We start from the raw sequence: 19,359 nt of genomic DNA on the forward strand, positions 1-19,359 counted from the left end.
AGATTTGAACTCTTTCTTTTCCTCTTAGCCAATCAGAAAACGCACAATTAAAAATCACATGGCAGAATCAAATATTTCCATTGGACGCCTTTGGCAATACATTCGAATATTCCTGAAAGAGAGATTTGACCTGAATGAAGGAGAAGCCTCTGAAAAGCAAACCATAGAGGAGATAAAGAAAGGCGTCATTTTCAAAGGAGCTAATCTTTGGATCCTCATCTTTGCTATTATGGTCGCTTCGGTGGGTCTCAATATCAATAGTACTGCAGTCATTATCGGTGCGATGTTGATCTCTCCCCTTATGGGGCCGATCATGGGGATAGGATTGGGATTTGGGATTAATGACTTTGAGCTGATTGTGCGGGCTCTCAAAAACCTCGGAATTGCCGTTGCCATCAGTGTATTTACCTCTGCCCTCTATTTCTGGATTTCTCCTTTGAATGATGCTCAATCTGAATTACTGGCTCGTACTTCTCCAACCCTTATGGATGTATTTATTGGGCTCTTTGGAGGATTGGCAGGTATTGTAGCGGGTTCGAGAAAAGAAAAAAGTAATGCCATACCAGGAGTAGCTATTGCGACCGCCCTAATGCCTCCTTTGTGTACGGCTGGCTATGGTTTGGCGACCGCTCAGTGGAGCTATTTTTTCGGAGCCTTTTACCTCTTTTTCATTAATAGCGTCTTCATCAGCTTATCCACTTACCTCATAGTTCGAGCTTTAAGATATTCGCCTAAAGAATTTATGGACGAAGCCCGGGAACGGAAAGTAAAGCGTTACATCGCCCTACTGGCCATCCTTACGATCATCCCCAGTGTCTTTACGGGTTGGAACATGGTGAGACAAAGTATTTTCAAGCGGAATGCAAATGAGTTCATAAGCCAGGAATTGAATTTTGAAGGCTGCCAGATTATTTTCAGAAAACTGGATTTTGACCCGGACAGTTCCAGTATCGAAGTTACCCTTTATGGTAATCCAGTTTCAGAGGAGGAAATCGATGAAGCGGTGGATCGAATGCCGCAATATAATCTGGCCTATGCGAATCTCTATGTCAGGCAAGGATATATCGAAAATGATTCCATTGACAAGAATGAAATCGAATTGATGAATGAGCGTTTGCGTACAGGCATCATCGAAGATATTTACAAAAAGAATGAAGATCTTCTTAAGACCAAGGATGCGCAAATTCAACTTCTGGAAAATGAAATCTTGAAATTCAAAGCTGCTGAATTGCCCCTGAAGGACCTCGCTCAGGAGATCAAAGCAATCAATGCGAATGTAACCGCACTTTCAGTTTCTCCTACCTTGATGACCACTACAGATAGCCTTAAACAGGATACTGTCTTTCTGGCCTACGCAGGCTTTAGAAAACGTCCAACAAGAGCTGAGTTGAGGAAGTTGGATAAATGGTTGAAGGTTCGGGTAAAGACTGATAAGATTAAGTTGTTGACCCGATAGCAAGCTTATATTTTGTAGACTCAGGATGCGGGAAAGATGGAAGGAAACTGTAGCTTGGGCAGTAATAGCCTGGAACCCTAAATTTTGTGGAAGCATATGAAAGTAGCTGTATTTAGTACCAAATCCTTTGATCGAGAATACTTCAATCAATTCAATACAAGTGGCAAACATGAGCTGACCTATTTTGAAGCACCTTTAAACCAAAACACCACCAATCTGAGCCTGGGTTTTGATGCAGTTTGCGTATTTGTGAATGATAAACTTGATGCTACCGTCATTGAGCAATTGAAGGGGAATGGAGTTGGATTAATCGCTTTACGCTGTGCGGGTTTCAATAATGTGGACCTGGAAGCGGCCAAGGAACATGATATCAAAGTAGTACGGGTGCCGTCCTATTCGCCTCAGGCAGTGGCTGAGCATGCTGTTGCGCTTATTCTGACCCTCAATCGCAAAACGCATAAAGCCTACAACCGCATCCGGGAAAACAATTTTTCTTTAGAAAGGCTGACGGGATTTGATATTTATGGAAAAACAGTAGGTGTAATCGGGACCGGGCAAATTGGTCGGATTTTCGCCCGAATTATGCTAGGCTTTGGTTGTAAAGTGTTGGCTTTTGATCTGCAGCCCTCTGAAGATTTGATAAAAGCAGGTGTCATCTATGCCAGCTTTGAGGACTTGCTGACTGATTCTGATATTGTTTCCCTGCATTGTCCCCTAAATCCTAATACTCGCCATCTATTGGGGGAAAAAGAGTTTGAGAAAATGAAATCCGGTTCGATGCTCATCAATACCAGCAGGGGAGGTCTTATCAATACCACTGCTGCCATCCATGCCCTCAAGCACGGACAATTGGGGTATTTGGGGATTGATGTCTACGAACAGGAAGAGCACCTCTTTTTCCGTGATTTGTCGGAGAGCATCATTCAGGACGATGAAATTGCTCGTTTAATGACTTTCCCCAATGTCTTGATAACCGCGCATCAGGGTTTCTTTACACGGGAAGCTTTAGAGGAAATTACCCAAACCACCTTGCAGAACCTCAACGATTTTGAAGCGGGGAAAGAACTGCTAAATGCGGTCTAGCTCAAAAGGGAGGATAATAATTAGTAGGCGGTGGACTAAGCTTATATTCGGATTGGAGGAAAGTAACGATATCCACCAATTCCTGCACGCTCATCACTTCATTGTAAATCCGCATTTTTGAATTGCCGGCTTCGTCTGCTGTTGTTTCCTGGTAGCGTTTGGCAATTTTATGCGAAGGATTGATTACAGACGTAACAAGCTCTCCATAGGTCATTGCTGTTGGAGTTTCTCCTCCTAGGGAGATGTGCATATTTTCATCATTGCCTCCCCACTTGATCTCTCCTACGCTATGACATTCATTGCATGCCAGGCGAATAAATGTGGAATTGCCACTTTCTATGTCTCCCTGAGGCAAGGCAAAACCCTGGCCTTGCTGATTGCAAGCCGAGGTAAACATCAGCATAGCTAGGAACAAGCCTAAAGGGATCAAGCGTTGTTTTGGACGGATAGGTGTGGTCATAACAATTTAATTTTTACGGTCTAATCATTAACTAGCTACTCTTTATTTTCAATGCTTTTTCATCTGCAGGAATCGATAAAACCGGAACTTTCAGGGTTTCACTCACCATTTCGGCATTAGAGCCGGTAAGCATTCTTTGAAGCCTCTGGGGCATTTCGAACCCATTACCACCAAATCAATTTTATATTCCTCTATTAATTCCTCCGTATTTTGAAGCAAGTCTCCATCGGAATGTAAAGGATTTATCTGGATGCCAGCATCCGGAAAGCTGGTAAGCATATCTTCAAATTGCCCCTTCAATTCCTTGTCTCTTTTTTTTAGCGAGGGTATTGAAGCGTTTTTGTTCATCTGTTGCGGCATCCCAATTGGGGGGTAGATTGCTGCGATGGTAGAGGTATATCTGCCCCTTTATTTTTTGAGTGAATGTTACGGCCGCTTTTAAGGTCTGTCTCGAATTGTCAGAGAAATCCGTGGGGACAAGTATGTTTTTAAGCTTATAGGACATAAGCGAAAAATTAAAATGTGTGGAGTTAAGCCATCGGGTAAAACAATCTTCTAGCAGGGGAATTTCAGCCAATTCCTGCTAAGGCAAGACCTTTTCCTTCACTCCGTGATGAAAGACCAGTAAGGGCTTTTGCGTGATATATGCTTGCTGTTTGCTTGTACTTTTATTGAGCATTCGCTCCAGCCAAGTCTTCTCATGCATCGCCATTACTACCAAATCCGTTTGATTCAGTTTTACATAATTATTTATTCCCTCGTGGACACTTTTTTTGTTGAAAACCCTAAAGGAAATCTCCAGATTGGCAAGCCTTTCTTTCACTGCTTTTTTATACCAATCGTATACCTCTAAATCTGCTTTCGCCTCCTCATTGGAGATGTGAAGGATTTCAATTTTGGCACCAAAGAGAGCTGCAATTTTTGCTAACTGATCCAGGATGAATGAATTCGCTTTTTGGTAATCGGTAGCAAAAACGATTGAGTTTATGCCCTTAAATTCAGCTCCCTCTGGAATCGCAAATACGGGGCATTTAGCCTTTTCTATGACAGAAGCTGTGTTGGACCCCATGATGTACTTTTTAAGTCCACTGGCTCCCTGGGTTCCCATGAAGATCGCCTCGACATCCTCTTTTTCCGATAACTTCAAGAGGTTATTTACAAATGGTCCTCCGGAAGCTACGTACTCGCTGGATATGTCTGGATCCTTTTCAAGAATCATCTTCTGCCATATTCTGAGTTGGTCCTCGGCTTTCTTTTTTAGCTCCCGATTCATTTTAGGCAAATTGGTAGCTGGAGCCTCTACAAATGGGCGGGCATATTCGAAAGCATGGAATAGGATCAAATGTCCCTGGAGCTTTTTTACTAGCGGCAAGGTATAAGCAAAAGCGTTGAGGGAATTTTGGGAGAAATCGGTTGCAAAAATAAACTTCTTCATTGTGGGATTAATTAGGTGCATGATTAATCTCCCTGTTTTGTACTTGATATTTGATAAGAAAAATCAAGGCCTTGTATGATTTAACTCCATCTCTGCAAGAACAAAACGAATATTTCCTCGATAGACCTTACTACCCAATCAAGCCCAAATACCTTCCCATCCAATAGGGGAGTAGCCAAATATCGCCTGCGCTATATTCCCGATTCCCATTACCTCTTTCTCGGTCCAGATTGAAGGTGTTACCGTTATGTTTTTGGATGGGACGTTCGTAAGGAGAAAGGACCTCTTCAATGGGCTGGCCCCTGAAATTGTTGGGGAGAAATGCCAGATCTTTGCGATGGGAGTTTTTTATGTCCCAGTTGATCAGGTCCAGCGGATATTCTTGTAAATACCAGACTGCTTCTTCCAAATCATAATTTTCCCCGCCTAGCAGATGAGTCATGATATTCCATAGGGCCTCCTTTTCAGGTCTTTCTATTTCCCAATGCTCGATTATTGCTGCACGATACAGCTTTTTCAGGGAATCATTGAACGCATACCGATAAAGTCCCCAATAGCCCAGAAAATACATCTCATCATCCGAATGGTTCCAGCTTTCAGACAGCATTTTGCTCCAATCATCAGCTTTTTCAGGAGCTGGACCAATCTCCTTCATAGGACGCAGGAGGTTTTCCAGGTAGCCATGCTCTTCCATCAACTCAAAGGCTTTTTCTCGGTATTTTTCTTTTTGGGTGAAATGATATGCTGTTTGTAACATGCTGATGATATTGGAAGAATTGAGTTTCCGATCTCCGACCATGACAGGTCTCGCATTTACGTATTCGGGATTCCAGCGCCCCCAGGTAGTGGGTTTGCCATCATGATCGACCAGGTAGAGATCATTTTTCACAATATGGGACATAAGCGTATCCATCAATTGGATCGAAAGCTCTTTTATTTGTTGGTCAGGAATAAGTTCAGCTAAAACCCCAAATGCAAACATATGACCGATAGCTTCATCACTGCTAGTGGTAGATTTCCAGTCCCAGATCGAATCTCCTACAGCTAACCAGCGTTTTTTGTCCGAAAGTTTATTCATGTATCCGCTCCTCTCGAAAGAACGGGAAGGAAATCCCGGAACAGGATTGATGGTGTACAGACGCTCTAAAGCTGCCAAGGATTCGCGACAATTCTGCAAGGCTTCTTCCGATTGATCAACAGAGTATCTAAATGCCTGAGAGGCCAAATACATGCTCGTCCAGAGTCCATCATTGTCGGAATCTTTGAGCCTGCCACTTGATGGATTCCCTTTCTTCAAATCGACTCTTTCTGCATTAAAACCAAAACGAATATGTCTTTGGCGGACCTGTTTTTCAAAATAATCGGCTTTTTGAGTAAGGGTAAAGGGTTTGTAAATCAATTGAGCTAATCCTGTCTCTGAGAGGATAAGAATTGAGCTATCCGGCCCCTGACTAATATGCTTGACCTTATTATCTGCCAGCCAACGATTGCCATAATAATAATCAAAGCTCCCATCTTCCTTTAGCATAAATACTCCTCCCTCAGTGCCAAACCAATAATGTCCATGGATGAAAGATGCTGTTAAAATGGGACTGGAAGGAATAGCAGTAAAGGTTTCTGAGACCTCACCCTTCTCTACAAAAAAGAACTTATCAGATTGAGCAATAAGCAATTTCTCTCCCTGATTGCACATGCTGACAAAATTTCCCTTAAGGGAAAGCATGTTAAGCTTTTGACTTGCTGGTTTGAAGGTGTATATCCCAGAGGCTGTAAGAATATCGAAGAAGGCATCTGAGGGCTTGAAATGGAGCTCCAATACTTCCTGATCCAATTCTGTTTCCCAGAGGAGCGCTTCCCCCTTAAAAAAATAGAGCCTTTTCCCTTCAGCCAGTAATAGTGAATCCGCATTCCCAATGGAAAATTGCTCGGCATCGGGGATTGAGTTCATAAAATAATAGCTCCCTGCCTGATTATTGCTCGAAATTTCATCTTTCCCCAGAAAATAGAATTCCTGCTCCTTAACCAGGATATCACTAAGCCCGGCATCCTGGAAGTGTAAGTAGGATTGATCGAGATGAAGTTTGCCGGGGTATAACAATTGTCCCTCTGCAGCAGCCATCAGTCCTTCTGAGGATAAGACCTTAATGTTTCCATTTCGATTAGCATAAGCTTTCTGCAGACTTATTCCTTCTTCTGCATAAAACTTGATGCTATACCTTTGGACAAAGGGAGTATCTGTATGTTTGATTTTTTCCTGTGGCTGGCAAGCTATAAGGAATAAGTTTGATACTATAGAAAGGAGGCAGATGGAAAAGAGGAAAGAGCATTTCATAGGGCTTTGAATAAATCAAGGGATTCTGTTTATCCTAATCTAGCATTTCTTCCTTTGCCGAGTAGGGTAAATTTTAGCCTGGCTTAATGTGAAGGAAAATATCGAAGTCGGATATAGGTATGATTAAAATCAGTCCAAGGACTGAACTCACGTCATGAAAAAGGATGGATAAGCTGTTTGTTTAGAAGTGCGAGTAAAGGGATTCTTAACAAGCTGCAAGGATGGAACTCTATCAATCAAAAATAATTGCCCCACCTTCCAAACTAGAGAAGGTTATTGAAATCGCTCAGCTGAAAAAGGCCTTTGGAAGGAATGAAGTCCTTAAGGGCTTTGATATGGAATTGAATAAAGCCGAAAACCTGGTCATTCTGGGAAGGTCAGGCTCGGGGAAAACCGTTCTGACCAAATGCATTGTAGGATTACTCAGGCCTGATTCCGGGAAATTGGTAGTGCTGGGGAATGACATTTTCAGCCTTTCGACCCGAGAACTTGATCTACTTAGAAGGAAGATAGGATTTTTGTTCCAGGGAAGTGCTTTATACGATTCGATGACAGTAAGGGAAAACCTGGAGTTTCCGTTGAGGCATGTTCATCGCCAGATATCGGAAAGCGAAGTTGAGGAATTGGTGGAGGAAATGCTGGAAAGTGTAGGATTAAGTCAGGCCATAGATTTAATGCCTTCCGAATTGTCTGGAGGAATGAAGAAGAGGATCGCTCTTGCAAGAACCCTGATTTTGAAACCCGAGATTATCATTTACGATGAGCCTACAGGTGGATTGGATCCTATCACGACTAAAGAAATCAGTTATTTAATCCTCGAAATGCAGGAAAAGTATCAGACATCTTCGCTAATTATCTCCCACGATCTGGTTTGCACCGAAATTATAGCCAATAAAATAATCGTCCTCATAGATGGGATCAATTATGCATCCGGGACCTATCAGGAATTGTTTGCCCATGAAGATCCCATGGTGCGGGCCTTTTTTCATTGAGATTGCAGATTTCACCGATTTTCATTTTACTGTTATAGTGGGCTTGTGAATCACCTTGTCAAACAGGATGATAAATCTATTGGAATCGTGGTGGGGCATAGATAAGATTTACCGTTGGACAATTTTGTGCTGGAAGGAAATTTGGAGTCTGGAGTAATAGAAATTCAACTTTCCAAATAATCCTTGCACAACTTTATGGCTTGCTGTAAACTCAGGTTAAGGCTTTCATTTTTTGCTAATTGAAAAGCCTCACTGCCCAGCATTTCACTTAGATTACTTTGTAATTTTGCTCCAATTTCTTTTTCACTGTTGGGCACAGGCATATGTATAGAGCGCCTGAAAGCTTGAGCAATGTGGAACAATGTTGCGGCTAGAGAAAAATCCTTTCTGACTTCGGCAAGGCGGGCAGTAAACTCAAGGGCAAGACATGCTGTTAGGTAGGAGCTTTGGCTTTTATCGAGTTTAAGCAGCCTTAAAGTATAGAATTTAAGTTCCTCATATTTACCCAGGGCAAAGGATATATGGCATTTGGTCCTGTAGGTATTTATCTGCCACATTAACGGAAGGTCCTTTTTAGAAAAAACGGGAAGGTATTCCTCAATAATGGCTTCAGCTTCATCCGGAAGATTTTTGGATAGAGCTAATCGAGCACGTATATCTGAGAGGATAATAAGGGTTACCTCTGAGGGACTTAGTTGGTTCCACTCATGTGCCTCATCTACCAATTCCTGGCATTTTTCATATTCCCCCAATTCGAAATACGCCTGGCAAGACTGATTGATGGCGTGTTGAAGAACGGTCAATTCCCTGGCTTCTCTATGCCTTTTCAGAGAAAACTTTAAGAGATCTATGGCTTTCTGGTATTCCGCTTTGTAAATCAAGGGAAGGGACATATTGGAATAGTTATATCCCATCCATCTTTCATTGCCAAGTTCTTTTGCCATGGGAACAATCTTTTCAAAGGTAGTTACAGCCTGATCCAGTTCTCCCTTTAAAAAATGGAGAAAGCCCAGGTTGTTGTGAACTCCTATAGAAAATGGGTGAGTTCCCATGGTTTTGAGTGGAGCTTTCAGTCTCTCAAAGCTCTTTTCTGCTTGGGTCAAATTCCCGCTGTTGACCTGGACAAAAAAGAGATGATTCAGGGCCTCCAGACTTTTTTTATCATTTCCTTCTTTCGTAAAAAAGTCGAGGCAATCTTTGAAAATATCTTCCAGGCCCTTCATGTCAGCCAGATAGAAGCACATAACTCCAAAGGAGAGTTTTGCCTCGATTTGGTCTTTTTTGATTTCCTCGCTAACGGGAATAGCCAGGATTTTACTCAAGATCTGTATGCCTTCTTTGACGGAACCTTGATTGCTCCAAAAAGGCCGCATTGCCTGACCCAGGCGATAGGCTTTTTTCATTTCTCCCAACTCAATGGCATACTCTATGGCTGCTTTTAAATTGGTAAGTTCCAGATCCAGAATTGATGTCCACTTTTGGGCTTCTTCATGGCCGGAGCTCAGTTTTTTGGAAGCATTTTCAGCTAATTGCAGGTAATAGTCAATATGAGCCAGCTTATATATTTCGTCTTTAACGGCTAGTTTTAATTGATCTGAAGCAAATTCTCTAATGGTTTCTAACATATAGAAACGAGAGGCCCTTTCTTCTATTTTGATGAGGCTTTTATCTAGCAGATCTTCTATGCCTTCCTCAAAATCCCAGTCTGCCAGTCCGTTTTGAATACATACCGCATGAATGGCCTCAAAATCGGAGCCTCCCACAAAAACCGATAGACGATTCAATAACTCTTGTTCTTCCTTATCCAGGAGCTTGTAGCTCCAATTTATGGTCTGCCTCAAGGTCTGATGCCTTTCAGGCATCTGCACATCTCTGGTTTTCAGTACATCCAGGCTTTGCCCGAGTCGTTCGAGTAAAGTTTCTGGGGAAAATATTTTAGTTCTTGCAGCAGCCAGCTCAAGGGCTAAGGGCAATCCATCGAGACGTGTGCATATTTCAGCGATATAGCTGGAATTCTTGCTACTTAATTCAAAACTTCGCCTGGCTTGCTTAGCGCGTTGGCAAAAAAGGTCAATGGCTGGATTTGCCCTCAAAACATCCAGATCATTTATCTGTGAAGGTTTAGGCAAAGGAAGAGGTTCTACGGGGAACTCTACCTCGCCGGCAATATTCAAAATGATCCTACTGGTTACTATTATTTTTATTTCCGGACAATTAATGAGCAATTCGGCGAGCCATTGACTGGCAGATACAATTTGTTCAAAATTGTCCAGGATCAGGAGCATCTGTTTGCCTGCCAGGTACTGCATGAGATGGTCCGTCGCGTCGCGAATCCCGGGTTTCAAGCCCAGACTTTCTGTAATTGCAAAAGCCAGCATATCAGGATCCGTAATGGCAGCAAGAGAAATCCATCTTACGCCTTCTCGAAAATCGAATTGGATACTTTCAGCAACTTTTAGGGATAATCTGGTCTTTCCTGATCCTCCGGGCCCTGTTAAGGTTAGCAGAGGGTTGTTTCTGACCAATAACGCTATTTCCTCCTGTTCTCGTTCTCTTCCTACAAAACTGGTGAGAGATCTGGGGAGTTTGAAGGTATTTTCTTTTCGCCTCCCTTTTCCACTTAATTCATCGGGCGCAGGTACGATTATTCCCTCATGCTGGACAGCAAACAATTCCTTCGCTTTCTGGACATTCTTAAATTGGAAGGCACCCATTGAACGAAAGGAAAATTGTTGTTGATTTTTGACCTGCTCCACAATTTCGCCTGATACCAAAATACTCCCTGTCGCTGCGAAAGATTCAACGCGTGAAGCTACGTTTACTGCATCCCCGATTAGTTGGTCATTTTCAATCACTACATCCCCCAAATGTATGCCTATCCGGAGTGGTACTTCTATGGGTTCTTTCAATCGAAGTTGCATGTCAACGGCACATTGAATAGCCTCGACCACACTGGGGAAAATGCTTAGAGTACCGTCTCCAAAATACTGAATGATCTGACCATGAAATTCCTGATGAAGGTGATTGAATACTTCTCTATGGCGCTCTCGCTTTTTCCTTGCCAAGGCCTCATCTTGCTGCATCAGTGCTGTATATCCTACCATATCGGTAAACATAATGGCAGCTAGCATTCGCCGGGAGTTTTTTGGCGTCATGGAATTTTTCTTTGCGGTAGATTCCGAAAATAGCCAATTCTACTTCTAAACCAAAGAAAGCTCCTTCAGCCATCTGGCTTAATAAAATTCAAAATAGAATTAGTGTTATTCTTTCTCTTCATTCCGCCAACTTCATCTCAAACTCAGCTCCTGCTTGCGCAAAGCGCATTTTTTTCTCCGCAGGAATGAAGGTGATCAATAAGCCAATTTCCTCATTTGAGAATACATGATCTCCTTCAGCTGTAAGGGGAAAAGAAGGTTGACCGGTGCCCTGAGCGATAAGTTGGCCTGCCTCTTTGCGAAAGGTTATGTCCAGCGGTAATTGATCGGAGGTATAGGTTCCCAAATATTGATCGAGATCGACCTTCGAGGGTTTAGGAGAGCTAGCTGCTTGAGTAGCTTGTTTCATACTCAACTCAAAGGCCATTCCTTGTTGCTCAAAGTGCATCATTTTTTCCTCGGGAATGAATTTGATTTTGACCCCGTATTTCAAAATGGAAAATTTGTGATCTCCTTCCGCCTTGAGGACATCTGAGGCTTGTCCGGGAATCCCCAGGGAAAGGGTATTTCCCTCCTTGCTGACGGTCAAATCCATGGGGAGCTTATCGGACTCATAGGTTCCCACGTACTGGTCTAAATCCTCACTGCTCAATTCGATAAAATCGAAGGATGGCAATTCATAAGGCTTGTCAAAAACTTCTCTCAAGACCGCTATTGCGACATCATGACTTCCGTAGTTGGAGCCGTTGCAGATAAGGGCTATGGAGACATCACTTTCTTCAAAGTAAGTCAAACTTGAACTATATGCGTCGATAGCGCCAGTGTGCCCCCATCCTGTCATTTCATCAATCTTTGTTTCTTCAATACCAAATCCATAGGAAGCATCCGTTAGAGGTTTCATTTGTGCTAAACTTTGGGCGGAAATCAGCTTGCCATTAAATAGAGCTTTTGCAAAGCGACACAAATCTGTAGGTGTTGAAATAATGCCTCCTGCTCCTTGAGGAATGGACATATCTTCTTCGGAACTTAAGGTCCATGCATCCTTCATCCGATATGAACGCGCTTCACCTTTCGAAGAATTGATTTTCCCTCCATAAGTGGTATTTTCCAAAGCTAAAGGCTCTATGATGTATTGCTCAAGGATGTCTGAGTAGGATTTATCAAAGGTCCTTTCCAGCAGGAAGCTTAATAATACATAGTTTGAATTGCTGTAGACATGCTTAGCATCTGCTTCGAAGCCAATACCCTTACTAACAATGGTATCTAGCAGAGCAGCTTTCGTTATAGGTTCTAAGTGCCATGAGAAAAAACTCTTGTCTGTAAATGTGTTTATCCCGCTACGATGATTGAGTAGGTGGCGAATGGAGATTTTGTCAGCATTTTTGATTCTGGGGAAATACTTCTCAATGGTATCATCTAAATCAATTTTCCCCATTTCTACCGCTTTCATAATAAGTGTGGCAGTGAATGTTTTGCTGATGGATCCAATTCTGAATTTGGTTTCGCTTGTGTTAGGGATCTTTTTTTCTAAATCGGCATATCCGATTGCTTTCGTATAAATGATTTCGCCCCCCCGAGAAACAGCGACACTTCCAAAATATCGGTCATTCTCTTCTAGTGTGGTAAAGAATTTATCCAGTTTGGAAAATTGAGTGTTTTGTCCTAATCCAATTATAGAGACAAAAAGGCATGCGATAGTTGTGATAATATATTTCATGAATCTAGTATTAATGATTAGTTGATCTTCTGTTACAATCCCAATCTAGATCGATGAATCCGTCAAAAAATATATTAGTGATCTACCCTAAGCGAGCTGTGACCAGATAAGAAATAGCTGTGATTAAAGGCGTACGTCACAAAAAATAGAAAGGGCGGATATTCTTTCTTAGCTTTTGCTATGATTCGGTTTTTACAAAAACGATGGGTATATCATAGCTTAATTTGGACAAGCGCTTATTTTGCCCTGATACTGGTTAACTTTTATGAGGAAGGGGAAATCGAAAGCTTTTTCTTATTCATTAAAGAGCCGATCCTTTTTTTAATTCCCATTATCCTGACCACCTATTTGGCCTTTTGGGCAAAGGAGAAACTCTTCGACAGTCGCAGCTATTTACTCTACTTTCTGGCTGCAGCAGGAATTGTGTTTATTGGAGTCGCACTTAATGAATTTCTACAAGGCTTTGATCCAGTTATACATATAACTCGTTCTCAAAACATTGCCAATTTTATTTTTATACAGATCTTCGTTTTAGGACTTCAATATTTCAAGCGAGGGATTATCAATCAATACCAACTCCAGGAACTCAGATTCAAGACGGCCATGGCTGAGCTCAAAGCCCTCAAAGCGCAAATCAATCCGCACTTCCTCTTCAATACCTTGAATAACATCTATGGCATAAATCAACTCAATCCTGAACAGGGCTCTGAAATGATTATGGAATTATCAGATGTGATGCGCTATCATCTGGAGTTCTCCAAAGAAGCCAAGGTAAAACTGCAGGATGAAGTGGAGCTATTACAATCCTACATAAAGTTAGAACAGCTGAGGTTGAGAGAAACCTGCGAGCTGAAGATAGATTTTGAAGAGGCAGATAAAAGTCTCATGATTTCCCCTTTACTTTTCATCCCTTTTGTAGAAAATGCCTTTAAACATGGAACCCACCCCACAAAAGATTGCTTTGTCCATATCAATCTCAGTACAAATCCGGATGGCCTTCTCTTCAGGGTAAAGAATAGCCTCATTCCTAACCAGAAAGTGGTCAAAACGAATATTGGACTTCAGAATACCAAGAGAAGATTGGAATTGCTATTTCCTGAAAAACATAAGTTGGACATCATCAAAAAGGACAATTATCATCTCGTGGAATTACAGATTGAGCTATGACACACATAAAAATACTCATTGTAGATGATGAACCCCTTGCACATAAGGTGCTGGAAAATTATTGTCAGAATATTGATTATGTAGAAGTAGTCGGGCATTGTTATGATGGCATTTCTACCCTGAATTTTCTCAATAAAGAAGAGGTAGATGTAGTTCTATTGGACATTCAAATGCCGGAATTAACGGGCCTGGAATTGCTAGATACCCTGAAAAACAATGCACCCAAAATCATATTTACCACTGCCTATACAGAATATGCGATGCAGAGTTTTGACTATGATCAGGTCGTTGATTATTTACACAAACCTATACGTCTTACAAGATTTATTAAGGCCTTAGAAAGACTGAAGAGGGTTCTGTTGCTGGAAAGGGAATTTAAAGCTCAACCATCAGTACAAGAGAAAGAAAACACCCAGGTTTCGGAGGCAGATTTCATTAGCCTGAAAGACAATAAGATCATTTACCGAATCCCTTATGCCGACATTAATTACATTCAATCCTGGGGAAATTACCTCAAGTTTTTTTTGAAAGATCAGCAGATTAAACTGATACGCAAGACCATTAAAGCTCTCGAATCAGAACTCTCTTCCCGGCATTTTTTAAGGATCCATAAATCCTACATAGTCAATATCAATTGCGTGAAATCTATAGAAGGCAATCAGGTAAAACTGGAAGATCTCTACTTGCCTATTGGGAAAAGTTATTCGGTGAATGTGAAGAAGACTCTTGCGGGTTGAAAAGATTGCCTAACCTCAGTAAAATTGAGTTTTTGCCTTAGCTTTTTAGCCAGGAATATCTATGCTGAGGATCGGCTTAGTCCAATTTTTGAATTATATTTAGCATCCGTCCTGTATATGTGTTAAGAATCTGGACGGACTTATCATCTAAACTTGCGTCCTGTGAAATACACCCTCTTAGCCTGTTTATTGCTTCCCTTGAGTCTAGGTGCTCAAATCTCAGAAAAACTCATTACTAAAGCAGAAAAGACCTCCTACAAAGAAACTTCTTCCTCCCAGGAGGTTGTGGACTTTGTGGAAGCTGTGAAAGCAGAAAGTGAGCTTGTCCATGTCGAGTCCATGTTTAGCAGTAAAGGAGGAAAGACTTCGCCTGTGGTTGTCATGGCAAATCCAAAAATTAATAGCCCCCAAGCCGCAAAGGAAAGTGGAAAAATACTTGTCTACATACAGGGAAATATTCACGGAGGAGAGGTGGAAGGTAAAGAGGCCTTGCAAATCCTGATGCGAGAGATCCTTTTTGGAGAAAAACAGCATTTGCTTGATAATCAAATTCTCATATTTGCCCCTAATTACAATGTGGATGGGAACGATAAACTGGGCGAAAATCGACCTTCTCAAGATGGAAGTCCCATATTGACAGGTGAGCGAAGAAGTGGGGAAGATTTTGACTTGAATAGAGATGGAATGAAAATGGAAGCCATAGAAAGCCAGGGACTTTTTGCTAATGTAATCTTAAGATGGGATCCAGATGTTTTTGTGGATCTTCACACCACCAATGGTACCTGGCATGGCAATCAATTGACCTATGCACATTCTTATTTGTCTGCAGGGGATCCAGCTACCTCTACCTATACTGAAAATACCATGCTTCCAGCCATCAAAGAGAAGGTGCTCGAGGAATACGGCTTACATTTCGACATTTATGGTGGATACAGCTTGCGGCAAGCTTGGCCTCCCAAAAATCTCTATACCTACAACCACCATCCAAGATATTTGGTCAATCAGTTTGGGCTGAGAAATCGAATTGCGATTTTAAGTGAAACCTTTGCGCATTTAAAATTTTACGACAGAATCCATGCTGCACATACCTTTGCTACAGAGATTCTGGAATATACGCATACACATTCAGCTGAAATCCAGGCCATCAATAAAAAAAGTGAAGAGGCCAGTATACATCTCGTGAAAGAGCAAGGCGGGAAGGTGCAAAAAGGGGTGAGGTTTCAAATGGTTCCTACAGGAAAGCCCTTTACGCTAAGAACCTATGACCACTATTCCTATACAGATGAGGAAGGCAAAACGAAATATGTACGTAAACCCAATATCATAAACGTACCCAATGTCAATAATTACAGTGCATTCAAAGCAACTACTGAAGCGACTTTGCCCAAAGGATATTTGATTCCGGCTGAGTTCGTTGCTGTTGTTGAAAAACTGCGTGCACATGGGGTTAAAATAGAGCAACTGGAAAAGGCGCAAAGATTCAATGGGGAAGTGTTTATGATTGAAGAATATCAGCTATCCAAGCGACGCTTTGAGCATCATTATATGGCAACAGCCGTGGGGGAGTTTAAAGAAGAAAAGAAGCGTTTTCCCGCGGGTACCTACCATATAGACCTGGCTCAACCCCTTGCAAATCTCATTTTCTATTTATTGGAACCTCAGTCTGATGATGGACTTCTTAGCTGGAACTTTTTCGACGATTTTATGGGAAAGAGCGGAAAGCTGGAGCAAGCAGTTGCCTATCCCATATTTAAGTATTGGTAAGAGGAAGTGAAGCTAAGTAAAATAGATCATGGAGTTTACATTAAGGATAAAAGAAGGGGAGGTAATCTATATTAGCTTTTGGAAGATGCAAGGGAAGTTGGTGCTTAGTGTCTCTGGTGAAAATATTTACAGTGCTTTTTATGCACAGGAAGAAAACAGCAAGAAAGCTGTAAATAGGTAAAACAAAATCTTTTCTCATGTTTAGCAGCAAATTTAAATTACTGTCCGCATTATGCTTAGTCGGAATCTCGCTTTTTATTGGATGTCAGCTGGAAGAGAAAGGGAGCAAACCCCAGACTTCTGAATCACTTTATAATCGGGTACACGGTATTCTCAAGGATTCGGTCCTGCTGCTAGCTGAGGAAAATGTACTACGTAGTCCGCAGACCGTAACAGCATTTATTAGTCCGCGAAGTGCTGGGGGAAAACACGATTATTTTTCAGAAGGAGATTATTGGTGGCCCGATCCGGAAAATCCCGAAGGTCCCTACATGCGAAAAGACGGGAAAAGCAATCCCGACAATTTCAACTACCATCGCATGGCTTTGATCAGCTTTGGGGAAATTGTAGGTAATTTAACGTCTGCTTATTTGATCACAGAGGATAAGCGATATCTGGATGCCGCTCTCAAACATTGTCGAGCCTGGTTCATAGATGATTCTACCAAAATGAATCCTAACTTTTTGTATGCGCAGGCAATCCAGGGCAGGTATACGGGAAGGGGGATTGGAATTATTGATGCCATTCATTTTATGGAAATCGCTCAATCCCTATCTATCCTGGAAAAGCAGGGGCAGATTGATGCTGAAACTTTGGACGGAGCGAAGACATGGTTCAATGATTTTCTGAATTGGTTAACCCAACACCCTTACGGCCTTAAAGAAAAGATCCACCCTAATAATCATGGCAGCTGGTATAATGCACAGGTAGCTATGTTTGCCAAATTTGTAGCTAATGATAGTATACGGGCGGATTGTAAATCCAACTTTCTACAAAATCTCCTCCCCAATCAAATGGATGAAGATGGCAGCTTTCCCTTAGAACAGGAACGGACAAAACCCTATAGTTATTCCTTGTTTAATTTGGATGCGATGCTCATGAATGCTTTTCTGCTAGCCGAACCGCAAGAGGCAATTTGGGGGCATGAGGCTAATATTAGCCCCAACATTTATCAGGGCTTGAAATACATGCGTCCGTATGTGGAGGATAAGAAGACTTGGCCGCTGGGGCCTGATTTAATGTACTGGGAAGAATGGCCGGTCGCCCATATTTCTTTTTTGCTGGGGGCAGCAATTTTTGAAAAGGAAGAGTACTTCCAACTTTGGGCCAGGAATAAGCATTTTTTGGAAAATGAGGTAGATGAAGTAAGGCGGACCATTCCTATCAAAAATCCTCTTTTATGGATCTCTAAAGAATAGTTAATTCTTGCTATTTCTAAGGGAGCTGGCTCTGATCATTAACTCTGGCCTGAGCGTGATGAAAGAAGACTTTGGTGCTTTGCCAGTAAGCTTTTGGAAAAGTAGCAGGATGGTCTTTTCTCCCATTTTCAGCCTAAACTGTCCAACTGAAATAATTCCCGGAAGTTCGGTAAAAAATGCATTTGCAAAACCTACATTCAGATGTCTTCCGGACAGCGAAATCTCTTTTCCTTGGAAGGGGATGTGATTTTTTCTCAATTTGATCTTGGCAAAGCGTATTTCTCGACAACCACAATTTTTCAGAATTAAGCAAAAAAACAAAACCCCCTCAGATATTTCTGAGAGGGTTTCTTCGCTATTTTTTCAGTTTTTTGCGGTCCGGACGGGACTCGAACCCGCGGCCCCATGCGTGACAGGCATGTATTCTAACCAACTGAACTACCGGACCTGATTACCAATAGCGGATGCAAAGTTATGAGCTTTTTTTTAATATGCAACTATGGACAAAGGTTTTTGTAAAAAAAATGTAAACTTATTTTCACGCTCAATTTCCCGCCTTTATATCCAGCTTTCGTGGCCCAATTTCGCCTTCTAATCCGCCAAAATTTCCTGTCAATATAAATAGGTGTTTTTGGTGCCTGCGCTTGTCCTGGAGAGTGTATGAAGCCCAAATATATCTTTAGGGTAGTTTTGTGAATTTTACTTGAAATGGAAGGGCAGCTGCACCACAATCATTGTACATATCTAATTCCAGATTTAGATAAAACACTGAATCACTCGTCAGGTCAATTTCCGCTAAATCCTGCTGGCCCTGACCAATAAATATCGCCTCCCTACACCGCAAATTAGTATGAGAAGGAATACCATAAGACTTTCCACACCTAAATTCCAGATCTAAATCCATATGACAAGATGTAAGCTCACAAAGAACGGGTATGCCATAAATTCTTCTGACTGTTGGTTGATTTTCTACAGGGGAAAGCTCTATTTCCAAAGGAAGTGTCTGGGTAAATGGAGTACCGCCAAATAAGAAGGGAGGATCTCCTACATAGTCTATCGTATAGAGACCTGAATAGAATTCCGCAGATATGGGACAAAAAATTTTCGCATGGAAATCAAAAAAGTTCTTGAATGCAGAAGCTCGAAGGCTAATACTAGAGTTCTCTGAGGAGAATATTCGCCCATCTTTCAATATTATCTGACTCCTAAAATAGACTCCATCTGGCTGATTGATCTCTTCCAACTCCAGATTTAATACCTTAATAATTTCTGTCAATTCTAGGGACAATTCAAGTCCCCAATTTCCACTTTCCTGAATACTAAACTCACGCTTCCCAACTTGCTTGAGAAATTGAAAATCCTTGCTCTGATCTCTGTTTTGAGGACTTTGGTCCCTAAAGGCTACTTCAAGCCTATACTGCTCTACTAAGTTTCCCCTTTCACTATCTACAAATTCAAAACGAGGCTTGAGAATGGGAATTTCCGGCTGCTTAATGTCAAAATAGTCTTGTCCAAAATCGATTAAGCGTACATAGGCTCCTTTCTCCAGTTTCTCATAATCCCATAAAGCTTCCTGCTCTTTGTCCTTACAGGCAAAAAACAGGAGAATTAGGAATAGGATAGAGGGTGCCAGAGCTTTCATG

Annotated in this window: 14 protein-coding genes and 1 tRNA gene; 7 read left to right on the forward strand and 8 right to left on the reverse strand. The window is 41.7% G+C overall.

Features of this window, described 5'->3' with window-relative positions:
• The first annotated feature begins 58 nt into the window (after positions 1-58).
• Together R8P61_06950 and R8P61_06955 are read left to right on the forward strand one after the other, a co-directional pair.
• A complete protein-coding gene (locus R8P61_06950; protein ID MDW3646780.1) occupies positions 59-1,456 on the forward strand; it encodes a TIGR00341 family protein in 1,398 nt (465 codons plus the stop codon).
• Between the two features lie 96 nt (positions 1,457-1,552).
• Positions 1,553-2,539 (forward strand): 2-hydroxyacid dehydrogenase, encoded by a 987-nt coding sequence (locus tag R8P61_06955; GenBank protein ID MDW3646781.1) that lies wholly within the window; start codon positions 1,553-1,555, stop codon positions 2,537-2,539.
• Between the two features lies 1 nt (position 2,540).
• Here the strand turns inward: R8P61_06955 and R8P61_06960 are convergent, their stop codons facing one another.
• From R8P61_06960 to R8P61_06975, 4 genes are all read right to left on the reverse strand, one after another.
• Positions 2,541-2,999, reverse strand: a complete 459-nt coding sequence (locus tag R8P61_06960) for a cytochrome C (GenBank protein ID MDW3646782.1) — start codon at positions 2,997-2,999, stop codon at positions 2,541-2,543.
• A 283-nt stretch (positions 3,000-3,282) separates the two neighbouring features.
• Complete coding sequence (locus R8P61_06965) at positions 3,283-3,504, reverse strand: universal stress protein (protein ID MDW3646783.1); 222 nt, start codon at positions 3,502-3,504, stop codon at positions 3,283-3,285.
• A gap of 78 nt (positions 3,505-3,582) precedes the next feature.
• Positions 3,583-4,434 (reverse strand): universal stress protein, encoded by an 852-nt coding sequence (locus R8P61_06970; GenBank protein MDW3646784.1) that lies wholly within the window; start codon positions 4,432-4,434, stop codon positions 3,583-3,585.
• Between the two features lie 130 nt (positions 4,435-4,564).
• On the reverse strand, positions 4,565-6,766 hold the full coding sequence (locus tag R8P61_06975) for a hypothetical protein (protein MDW3646785.1): 2,202 nt from the start codon (positions 6,764-6,766) through the stop codon (positions 4,565-4,567).
• Positions 6,767-6,987: 221 nt separating this feature from the next.
• On the opposite strand from R8P61_06975, the gene R8P61_06980 reads away from it, so the two are divergent.
• Positions 6,988-7,758 (forward strand): ATP-binding cassette domain-containing protein, encoded by a 771-nt coding sequence (locus R8P61_06980; GenBank protein MDW3646786.1) that lies wholly within the window; start codon positions 6,988-6,990, stop codon positions 7,756-7,758.
• Between the two features lie 164 nt (positions 7,759-7,922).
• Here the strand turns inward: R8P61_06980 and R8P61_06985 are convergent, their stop codons facing one another.
• Positions 7,923-10,889 (reverse strand): adenylate/guanylate cyclase domain-containing protein, encoded by a 2,967-nt coding sequence (locus R8P61_06985; GenBank protein ID MDW3646787.1) that lies wholly within the window; start codon positions 10,887-10,889, stop codon positions 7,923-7,925.
• Between the two features lie 142 nt (positions 10,890-11,031).
• The gene (locus R8P61_06990) at positions 11,032-12,630 is read right to left on the reverse strand and encodes a serine hydrolase domain-containing protein (GenBank protein MDW3646788.1); all 1,599 of its coding nucleotides are present in this window, start codon (positions 12,628-12,630) and stop codon (positions 11,032-11,034) included.
• Positions 12,631-12,810: 180 nt separating this feature from the next.
• On the opposite strand from R8P61_06990, the gene R8P61_06995 reads away from it, so the two are divergent.
• The 4 genes from R8P61_06995 to R8P61_07010 all read left to right on the forward strand — a co-directional run bounded on the left by R8P61_06995 (position 12,811) and on the right by R8P61_07010 (position 17,716).
• Entirely contained in the window at positions 12,811-13,797 is a 987-nt protein-coding gene (locus R8P61_06995) for a histidine kinase (protein MDW3646789.1), read from the forward strand.
• Positions 13,794-14,534 carry a LytTR family DNA-binding domain-containing protein gene (locus R8P61_07000; protein MDW3646790.1) on the forward strand — a complete coding sequence of 247 codons (741 nt, stop codon included), beginning with the start codon at positions 13,794-13,796 and terminating at the stop codon, positions 14,532-14,534. Before R8P61_06995 ends, R8P61_07000 begins: the two co-directional genes overlap by 4 nt.
• A 162-nt stretch (positions 14,535-14,696) precedes the next feature.
• Positions 14,697-16,298, forward strand: a complete 1,602-nt coding sequence (locus tag R8P61_07005; protein MDW3646791.1) for a M14 family metallopeptidase — start codon at positions 14,697-14,699, stop codon at positions 16,296-16,298.
• A gap of 197 nt (positions 16,299-16,495) precedes the next feature.
• The gene (locus R8P61_07010) at positions 16,496-17,716 is read left to right on the forward strand and encodes an alginate lyase family protein (GenBank protein ID MDW3646792.1); all 1,221 of its coding nucleotides are present in this window, start codon (positions 16,496-16,498) and stop codon (positions 17,714-17,716) included.
• Between the two features lie 374 nt (positions 17,717-18,090).
• On the opposite strand, the gene R8P61_07015 is transcribed toward R8P61_07010, so the two are convergent.
• Both R8P61_07015 and R8P61_07020 read right to left on the reverse strand, forming a co-directional pair.
• Positions 18,091-18,164 (reverse strand) — tRNA-Asp (locus R8P61_07015).
• Between the two features lie 231 nt (positions 18,165-18,395).
• Positions 18,396-19,358 carry a hypothetical protein gene (locus R8P61_07020; protein ID MDW3646793.1) on the reverse strand — a complete coding sequence of 321 codons (963 nt, stop codon included), beginning with the start codon at positions 19,356-19,358 and terminating at the stop codon, positions 18,396-18,398.
• Position 19,359 lies beyond the last annotated feature (1 nt).

This window comes from Bacteroidia bacterium, assembly GCA_033391075.1.
Classification (GTDB): Bacteria; Bacteroidota; Bacteroidia; order J057; family J057; genus JAWPMV01.